This window comes from Shewanella sp. (genome assembly GCF_051658185.1).
GTDB lineage: Bacteria > Pseudomonadota > Gammaproteobacteria > Enterobacterales > Shewanellaceae > Shewanella.
The window spans coordinates 1-8,700 of the sequence record NZ_JBOFMC010000208.1; the positions used below are offsets into that span (position 1 = coordinate 1).

8 protein-coding genes and 1 pseudogene are annotated in these 8,700 nt (G+C 50.4%); 6 read left to right on the forward strand and 3 right to left on the reverse strand.

Annotation, left to right across the window (positions count from 1 at the left end):
* Window positions 1-564 precede the first annotated feature (564 nt).
* On the forward strand, window positions 565-1,365 hold the full coding sequence (locus ACRCZA_RS08195; protein WP_438673964.1) for an undecaprenyl-diphosphate phosphatase: 801 nt from the start codon (window positions 565-567) through the stop codon (window positions 1,363-1,365).
* Between the two features lie 160 nt (window positions 1,366-1,525).
* On the opposite strand, the gene ACRCZA_RS08200 is transcribed toward ACRCZA_RS08195, so the two are convergent.
* Window positions 1,526-1,729: a YheV family putative zinc ribbon protein gene (locus ACRCZA_RS08200; protein ID WP_438673965.1), complete on the reverse strand. Its 204-nt coding sequence runs from the start codon at window positions 1,727-1,729 to the stop codon at window positions 1,526-1,528.
* 359 nt (window positions 1,730-2,088) lie between these two features.
* Here ACRCZA_RS08200 and ACRCZA_RS08205 point away from each other — a divergent pair, with 359 nt between their 5' ends.
* Both ACRCZA_RS08205 and ACRCZA_RS08210 read left to right on the forward strand, forming a co-directional pair.
* Window positions 2,089-4,002: an ABC transporter ATP-binding protein gene (locus tag ACRCZA_RS08205; RefSeq protein ID WP_438673966.1), complete on the forward strand. Its 1,914-nt coding sequence runs from the start codon at window positions 2,089-2,091 to the stop codon at window positions 4,000-4,002.
* Between the two features lie 45 nt (window positions 4,003-4,047).
* Entirely contained in the window at window positions 4,048-4,509 is a 462-nt protein-coding gene (locus tag ACRCZA_RS08210) for a DUF2390 domain-containing protein (protein ID WP_438673967.1), read from the forward strand.
* 232 nt (window positions 4,510-4,741) lie between these two features.
* Here the strand turns inward: ACRCZA_RS08210 and ACRCZA_RS08215 are convergent, their stop codons facing one another.
* Window positions 4,742-6,334: a GMC family oxidoreductase N-terminal domain-containing protein gene (locus ACRCZA_RS08215; RefSeq protein ID WP_438673968.1), complete on the reverse strand. Its 1,593-nt coding sequence runs from the start codon at window positions 6,332-6,334 to the stop codon at window positions 4,742-4,744.
* 49 nt (window positions 6,335-6,383) lie between these two features.
* Window positions 6,384-6,893, reverse strand: coding sequence for a TAT leader-containing periplasmic protein (locus tag ACRCZA_RS08220; RefSeq protein WP_438673969.1), 510 nt, complete (start codon window positions 6,891-6,893; stop codon window positions 6,384-6,386).
* Window positions 6,894-7,010: 117 nt separating this feature from the next.
* On the opposite strand from ACRCZA_RS08220, the gene ACRCZA_RS08225 reads away from it, so the two are divergent.
* The 3 genes and pseudogenes from ACRCZA_RS08225 to ACRCZA_RS08235 form a co-directional block, all read left to right on the forward strand.
* Complete coding sequence (locus ACRCZA_RS08225; protein WP_438673970.1) at window positions 7,011-8,036, forward strand: hydrolase; 1,026 nt, start codon at window positions 7,011-7,013, stop codon at window positions 8,034-8,036.
* Window positions 8,020-8,265 carry a YheU family protein gene (locus ACRCZA_RS08230; protein ID WP_438673971.1) on the forward strand — a complete coding sequence of 82 codons (246 nt, stop codon included), beginning with the start codon at window positions 8,020-8,022 and terminating at the stop codon, window positions 8,263-8,265. Before ACRCZA_RS08225 ends, ACRCZA_RS08230 begins: the two co-directional genes overlap by 17 nt.
* A 79-nt stretch (window positions 8,266-8,344) precedes the next feature.
* A pseudogene (locus tag ACRCZA_RS08235) lies at window positions 8,345-8,700 on the forward strand (phosphoribulokinase); the annotation flags it as partial.

Genomic DNA, 8,700 nt, shown 5'->3' on the forward strand with positions numbered 1-8,700 from the left:
TTTTCGAGCACAATCTCATTAGGCCATAATTCACTTACTGGACCAAGTTAACTGTTAGTTACAATTTATGATTAAAGTTAACTTTACAACAACTAATGACATGCAATTATTACACAACACGATTTAATAAAATGCTTAGTGCTATCAATTCAATTTAAAACAGAACGCACCTAGATACAGCAAAATAATTGTTCCTGAATAAATAACGTTTGTGATGTTTGTTCAAAATTGAATTTATCGTTAAAGAAATGTCACGCCCAACAATCGCGCACTCATCAGCATGATTTATCGCAATCCTCGAGTTTTTAACGCAAGGCAGTCCCCGAATGGCAGACTTTTTGGATGTGAGCAGATTTTTTGCGTGAACCGTGATAGTCCAACTGACCGCAACCACGCTCCAACTGACCGCAACCATAGCCCAGCTATAGGGAAATGACTTGATAAACCTAAAGTGGCTCATTCCAAATTAAATATCTTTCACACAATCGCTAACGCAGCAAAATCTGATATTTTATCGAGTAATTTTTGCCTTCAGGGCAATGGCTTACTCGATAAAGGCACAACATGGCAGATTGGCTGTATTTTATTAAGGCATTTTTACTGGGCGTCATTGAAGGGGTCACTGAGTTTCTCCCCATCTCAAGTACCGGGCATCTAATTTTAATTGGGGATTGGATTAATTTTCCCTCCCATGAGGCCAAAGTGTTTGAAGTGGTCATCCAATTGGGGGGGATTCTGGCGGTATGTTGGCTATTTAGAAAAAAAATCTTCTCGCTTGCCGGTGGCGTGGTGCAGGCCGATCCTGTGGCCCGGCGATTTGCTGCGGTGGTGCTCTTGGCATTTTTACCCGCGGCGGTGATTGGCGCGTTATTTATCAGCCACATTAAACAGTTTTTATTTAATACCACTGTGGTGGCCTGCGCCTTAATCATCGGCGGCCTGATTATTCTGTTAGTGGAAAGCCGTAAAAAAACCAATGAAATCGCTAGCATTGAACACATAGGTTTTAAACAGGCGATTGCCATCGGGGTGGCTCAGTGTATCGCGATGATCCCCGGCACCTCACGCTCTGGCGCGACCATTATCGGCGGCATGTTATCTGGGGTGTCGCGCCAAACGGCGACCGAATTTTCGTTTTTTTTAGCCATTCCCACCATGCTGGGCGCCGCCGTATATGATGCGGCAAAACATTATCATTTATTAAGCATGGATGACATTTGGGCGATTATGGTCGGTTTTACTGCCGCCTTTTTTTCAGCCCTGCTGGTCGTTAATGGGCTGATTCAATTTGTGGCTAAGCATTCATTAAGTGTCTTTGCTTGGTATCGAATCGCCTTAGGTATCCTTATTTTTATGGTTGCCTAACCCCCTTTGCCACAGCCGTGGGCACTGCTCCACGGCGATTGTGTCGATGAATAGCGTGTCGATAAATTGAGTGGCGATAAACGGGATGCCCCGGCTGGCATGCCAGCACGTTACCACTTCATCGAGGTGCCAGTTCCCTCTCTTGTGCAGGCACTGCCCGTTAGTCGGGCTTAAATACGCCTATTACTCCACCCGTGGCTTTTTGAGTGACTTTGATATCGGTTTGCTGCTCGCGGTAATCGCACTCGGTACATTCAACGGTTTCGATACCGTTTTCTTTAAATAATAAAATACTGTCATGGGCACTGCATTTAGGGCATTTCGCTCCCGCCACAAAGCGTTTTTTTATTTTTGTCATTGTCATCGCTTAGACCACTCTTAGCCTTTAGGGAAAATGTTAGGGTTTAGGGTAGATGTGAGGATTTAAGATAAATTTAGCTTTTAAGGCAATTAGTTAGCCTTAAAGGCTCACCTAAGCTGCTTAGGCCACGCTATTTTGCCACAGTCCTGTGGGATTACCAGCCTTTGCGTGAGAACGACGATTGGCGGCAGGATATCACGGCGATGACGGCGGATAGCGGGGGTGATGGACAAAACATTCAGGCATGCACTCGCCCTTGAGGGATTTAGCCCACGGTTCAGGCCGCTCGCTATGGTCTGCGCTCGCTATGTAGGCTATTATCCATGCCCTGACGAATTCACCTTACCACCAAGTTGTAGTTAATGATCAGCATCAACCAAGCGCAATTAATCCGTGGCAGTAAAATCCTGCTCGATGAAGCCTCTCTAACGATTTATCCCGGCCATAAAGTCGGACTCGTCGGCGCCAACGGCACAGGTAAGTCTTCATTACTGGCATTAATTTTAGGGCACTTGAGCCTCGATAAAGGCGAGTTCAGCCTGCCCTCGGGCTGGCAAATTGCCACCGTCGCCCAAGAAACGCCTGCGCTCGCGATTTCGGCCTTAGAATATGTACTCGATGGTGATAAAGAATATCGTCAATTAGAAAACGACCTGCATACCGCCCAAGCTCAAAATGATGGCCATGCCATCGCGACGCTTCACGGTAAAATCGATGCCATTGGCGGTTATGCCATTCGTGCCCGCGCGGGCGCGTTGCTGGCGGGACTCGGTTTTAGCGAGGCCGAGCAAAATAATCCGGTTAAAAGCTTTTCGGGCGGGTGGCGTATGCGCCTTAACCTTGCCCAAGCCTTACTGTGCCGCTCCGATCTACTGCTGCTAGACGAGCCCACCAACCACTTAGATTTAGATACTATGTACTGGCTCGAAGGGTGGATTAAGTCCTATCAAGGCACCTTAATTTTAATCAGCCATGATCGGGATTTTATCGACGAAATTGTGGATGAAATCGTCCACGTCGAGAACCAAAAACTCAATTTTTACAAAGGCAATTACAGCGCCTTTGAACGTATCCGTGCCGAGCGCATGTCGCAGCAACAGGTCGCCTTTGAACGCCAACAAAAAGAGCGCGCCCATATCCAATCCTTCGTTGACCGCTTCCGTTATAAAGCCAGTAAAGCCAAACAGGCCCAGAGCCGCTTAAAGGCATTGGAGCGAATGACCGAGCTGCTACCGTCACAAGCCGATAGCCCGTTTTACATGGAGTTTCGCCCCCCTGAAGCGCTGCCCAACCCGTTAATCAAAATGGAACAAGTCGCAGTGGGTTACGGTGATACCCCCATCTTAAGCAAAGTGCATTTAAACCTGGTGCCCGGTGCTCGTATTGGCTTGCTTGGGCGCAATGGCGCGGGTAAATCAACCTTAATCAAACTGTTATCCGGCCAATTGTCGCCGATGACAGGGTTATACGAGCCCAATCCCGGGCTGAATATTGGCTATTTCGCCCAGCACCAGATTGAGTTTTTACGCCTCGATGACACGCCCTTGCAGCATTTAGTTCGCCTTGCCCCCCATGCCCGCGAGCAAGAATTACGCAATTTTTTAGGCGGTTTTGGTTTTAATGGCGATATGGCCCTCTCCCCCGTGCGGCCATTTTCAGGCGGTGAAAAAGCCCGCTTAGTGCTCGCCCTATTAGTGTGGCAGCGCCCTAATCTGTTGTTACTCGACGAACCGACCAACCACCTCGACTTAGAAATGCGCCATGCTCTCACCATGGCATTGCAAACCTTTGAAGGCGCAATGGTTATTGTGTCACACGATCGCCATTTACTGCGGCTGACCTGTAGCGATTACTATCTGGTTGACCAAGGTGAAGTGCGCGCGTTTGATGGGGATCTAGAGGATTATCATCAATGGTTATTGGATGCGGCTAAAGCCTGCGCCAATCAAAGCAATAATAGCGATGACACCAAACCTGCCGTCGATAAAAAACAGCAAAAGCGCCTAGAGGCGGAAATTCGCCAAAAAGTCTCGCCCTTTAAGCGCCAGCAAACCAAATTAGAAACTGAGCAACAAAAACTCAGCGAACGCCTCGCTGAATTAGAGCATCTATTGGCCGATAGCCAATTATACGATCAAGATAACAAGGCCAAGCTCACCGCGGTATTAACTGAGCGCACCCACTTAACCCAAACCCTAGAGGAAAGTGAAATGCAATGGCTTGAGTTACAAGAACAAATTGATGCTATAGAACTTGAGGTCAATACGGCGCAGTAGCGGGGCGCCACGAACGCTAGCACAAACGAACGCACAAGGATGAGTATGTTGGATAACACCCCACTCGATAGCCAGCTTTGGGATTGGTGCGATAACTACTACGGCCAGAATAAAATACTGTGCCTTGAGTTACAGGATAACCAGCAGGTCAACGTTAACCTATTGCTACTGGCCTGCTATTTGGATAGCCCAGTCGCGGGTGCAAACCCGCGATGCTACAGCCTGTCCCAGTGGCAAAGCCTGCTTGACGTCATGCGCCAATGGGATGAGCCGTTACTTATCCCCTTTCGCCGCCTGCGCCGGCTCGCTAAAAGCCACCTCGCCATCCATGAGTATCAACAGATGCTGGAGGTGGAACTGATGCTCGAGCGTAAAGCCCAGCGCAGTATCCTGCACGCCATCCAAGCCCTCAGCCCCGAGGGCACTCAAACCAACCTACTCAGTTACCTCAGTTTGTTTGGCTTGAGCGCGCAAGCCGTCGCAGCACTGCCATTGACACGCCTGTGACCTCATGCCTGCAACTGAAGTGAATGCAAGCTTAGGTTAACACAGGCTTAGGTTAACACTTGGCCTTAACTTAATGAGTCAGTCTTCAACACTTGGCCTTAAACACTATGCTTTAAACGCTATGTCTTAAACGCTATGTCTTAAACACTGTGCCTTAAACACAAGATAACGCCAAACACTGAGGGGCGCGGCGCCTTCGGGGAGTGCTGAAGCGCCAGCCCAAAGCTGCCGCCTATCGCCCTTGGGTCAGCCGCTGGGCCAACGCGGTCGCATTGCGCGCGGTGATGCCATAAATCGATAACTGTGGATTGGCCCCTAAACTGGTGGGGAAGATTGAGCCATCCATGACCGACAGATTGTCAAGATAATGGGACTGACCATAACTGTTGACCATCGAAAGCTGCTCATCCTCACCAAAGGGGCAGCCGCCCATCACATGCGCCGAGGCCACCACGGTACGCAGCGGTGCCAGAGACATCTGCGCAATCGTTTCTTTGGCATCTTTCCAAGAGCTGAGATAAGGCATGCCGTCACTGATGGGTAACACTTTTACCGCGCCCGCCGCGAACTGAAGCTCCGCCATGCTAGCAAAGGCACGCCGCGCCGCGCGCCAAAAGACGTCCGTCAGAGGATAATCTACGCTAAAGCCGGTTGGGGTTAAGTGCACTGTGCCGCCTTGGCTATCGGGATGATAACCATCCCGTATAAGAGCGATAGTGACTTGCAACTGATTAAACTTGGCCATGAGCTCTGCATGGCTCGCACCATAACCTAATGTTTTAGAGGCAATTAGCACAGGATGAATTGGCGGCACTTCCAGCTTATAGCCCAGTTCCCCCTCCGCCCCAGCTTGCCAAACAAATTGATCAGAATAGATAGATTGAGGTGCGCCGCTATGGCCATTAATGGCATCGGCAAAAATGGCCCCCGAGAGTAACGTTGGGTGTAAAAATGTGCGTTTACCCAGAAGCTGATGAGGATCAGGCACCGCTGAGCGCATTAAAAGAGTCGGCGTATGCAGCGCCCCCGCACTCAAAATATAGTGCCGCGCCTTAAACTGCAGCTCAACGCCAGTAGGCTGGTTACGCTCATTCAGCGCTTGGGCTTTTAAGGCCAACACCTGCCCATTGTGATGCTCAATGTTAACGACGTTGGCACGGCTGATAAGCCTTGCCCCTTTATCTAAGGCCGCAGGAATCGTGGTGACTAACATTGATTGTTTTGCATTGACCGGACAGCCCATGCCGCAATACCCGGTATTCCAACAGCCCAGCACGTTGCGTTTTATCACAGTGTAGTCCCAGCCCAAATTAATGCAGCCCTGCTTTAAGGCGGCATTATTGCGGTTAGGATCATAGGACCACTCTTGAATATTGAGCCGCTGCTCCATTTGGGCAAACCACGGGGCCAGCGCCGCCTCACTTAAGCCGGTAACCGACTTGTGCTGCTCCCAAAAAGCCAGCGCCTCCGGCGGGGTTCTAATGGAGGTCGTCCAGTTAATCGTGGTTGAGCCCCCCACCGCACGCCCTTGGAAGATCCCAATGGCTTTATCGGCGGTTTTCATCGCGCCAGCCTGCTGATACAAATTAGGGTAAGCGCTGCGCTCTTCCATAGTAAAGTCGCGGGAGGATTTTAGCGGACCGGCCTCAATCATGATGACACTAAGACCCGCGGCAGTCAGAATATCTGCCGCCACGCCGCCGCCAGCACCGGTACCGACAATCACCACATCTGCTTCAAAATGTTGATTGTGCAACAATTTGCTTGCGTCGGTATGTCGCCAGCCGTCTTGTAAACCGTTCAAAATAGGATCGATGATGGCCAAATTACGCTCCAGTGTCACAGGGAATGATGGGGATTCATCTCAATGCCCGTTAGGGGCTAACTAACTCAAACTTGGCATAATGTAGCCGCCCCCAATGTTCTGGGCAGGCATAATAGCTGGCCATCACCAATTCCCGCAGCCCTAAATAAGCGGTTTGCAGTAAAGAAAAATAGCTATGGCGCCAGGTTTCGAGCATGTCGGCAAGTTCGCGGGGAGATCGCATCAGTAAGGGCGTCATACTCGAGGTCAGTAGCAACAATCCCAACCGATGATTGAGCATGGTTAAGAGGGTATTGAGCTCCTCTTGCTGCTCTGCGGGCAGCAGCGCCATTGATTGCTTTATCGCATCTAAGGTCCGATTTTGCGCCGCCAATTTATGGCTTGCCACATCGGGCAACGCCCCCTCGAGCATCACAGGTAACAGCACGCTCAATAGCAAACGATAATCGTCGCCCTCATTATCCTCGGCTGGCGTAAATTCCGGCGCATACAGATTAACCCCTAAGGCCAAGGCCGCCGTCCCTGCAAACGCGCCGAGCAAAAAGGTTCGTCTGAGCATTACACTCTCCTAAATATCTGCATCATAAACAATTGTGCTACACTGGCTAGCCTATGTGATGCTAAATTAAACACACGTTTCAATTTTCAGCAATAGCCAACCCTAAGATAACATTCCATGTCAAATGCCTTTATGCCACCTTGGTGGGCCAAAAGCCCTCATGTGCAAACCATTTTGCCCGTCTTAACTAAGGTGGCCAAACCCGTACTCAAAAGACAACGCCTTGAGTTACCCGATGGTGATTTTATTGATCTGGATTGGCAAGGCGTAGGCGTCGACGGTAACGCAATCGTCGTGATCCTCCATGGCCTAGAAGGCAGTGCCCAATCCCATTATGCACGGCGCTTACTCTTGGCCTGTCGGCAACAGCAACTGACCGCCGTTGTGCATCACCATCGCAGCTGTTCAGGGGAAGTGAATCGTCTGGCTCGCAGTTACCACAGCGGCGATACCGATGATCTGCAATTTAGCCTGTCGGCACTTAAGCGGCGCTATCCCCATTCTCCCTTATTCGCGGTCGGTTACAGCTTAGGTGGCAATGTGCTCACCAAATACCAAGGCGAATATCAGGACGATAGCCTACTGAGTCGCGCCGTGGTGGTGTCGGCGCCGCTGCAATTATCAGCCTGCGCTAAACGCTTAGAAAAGGGCTTTTCTACCCTCTATCAACGGCATTTACTCAAACAATTACAACAAAAGATCCGCCAAAAGTTAGCCGATCCACATTTAGCCAGCATGATCCCCTTAGATGAACGCCAACTGATGCAATTAACGACCTTTCACGAGTTTGACGATAAAGTCACCGCGCCCTTGCATGGCTTTCAGGGGGTCAATGATTACTATCACCGCGCCAGTGGCTTAGCCTTTATCGAGCGGATCACTAAGCCAACACTGATCATGCACGCCAAGGATGATCCCTTCATGACCGAAGCCGTGATCCCGCATCCGAGCCAAGTGCCCACACAGGTGGAATATGAGCTACACCCCTTTGGTGGCCACGTGGGCTTTATTAATGGCGGCAGCCCTTGGCGGCCACAATATTACCTAGAGCGGCGCATTCTTGATTTTTTACTGAGCGGCGCGGCTTTGCCCCAAAGCCCGACCAACACCGCCCTAAGGAGCCACCATGCTGATCCCCTATGAAGCACTACTACAGTTGCCTCACACGACCTTAACCAATCTCATCCGCGAACACCTGCTTAGCCAAATCGAAGACGGCAGCTTTACCAGTCTCGACGCACAGGAACTTGAATGCGCGATCGCAAGCTGTAAACAAGCACTGAAACAAGGCAGGCTGCAGGTAGAATACAGCGAAAACGATGAGTCATTCGCTATCCGTACGGCGGAACAACTCGCCAAGCGGCAAGATTGACCAACCCCAACCCAGTACCGTATAAATACCCCTATGGTGTTAACGTGTGAGTCTAGAGGCGTCCTCGCTAGGTAAAAATATGTCAGCAAAACATCCTATTATTGCAGTTACCGGCTCATCCGGCGCAGGCACCACCACCACCACCACGGCCTTCACCCATATTTTTCGCCAGCTCGGGATCAACGCAGCCTTTGTCGAGGGCGATAGTTTTCACCACTACACCCGCGCGGAAATGGAAGTGATGATCCGCAAATCTCAGGCCGAAAATCGTAACCTGAGCTACTTTGGCCCTGAGGCGAATAATTTTGCAAGGCTTGAACAATGCTTTCGCGATTATGGCGCGACCGGCCAAGGGGAAACCCGCAGCTATTTACACACCTTCGATGAAGCTGTGCCCTTTAACCAAATGCCCGGCACCTTCACCCAATGGCGACC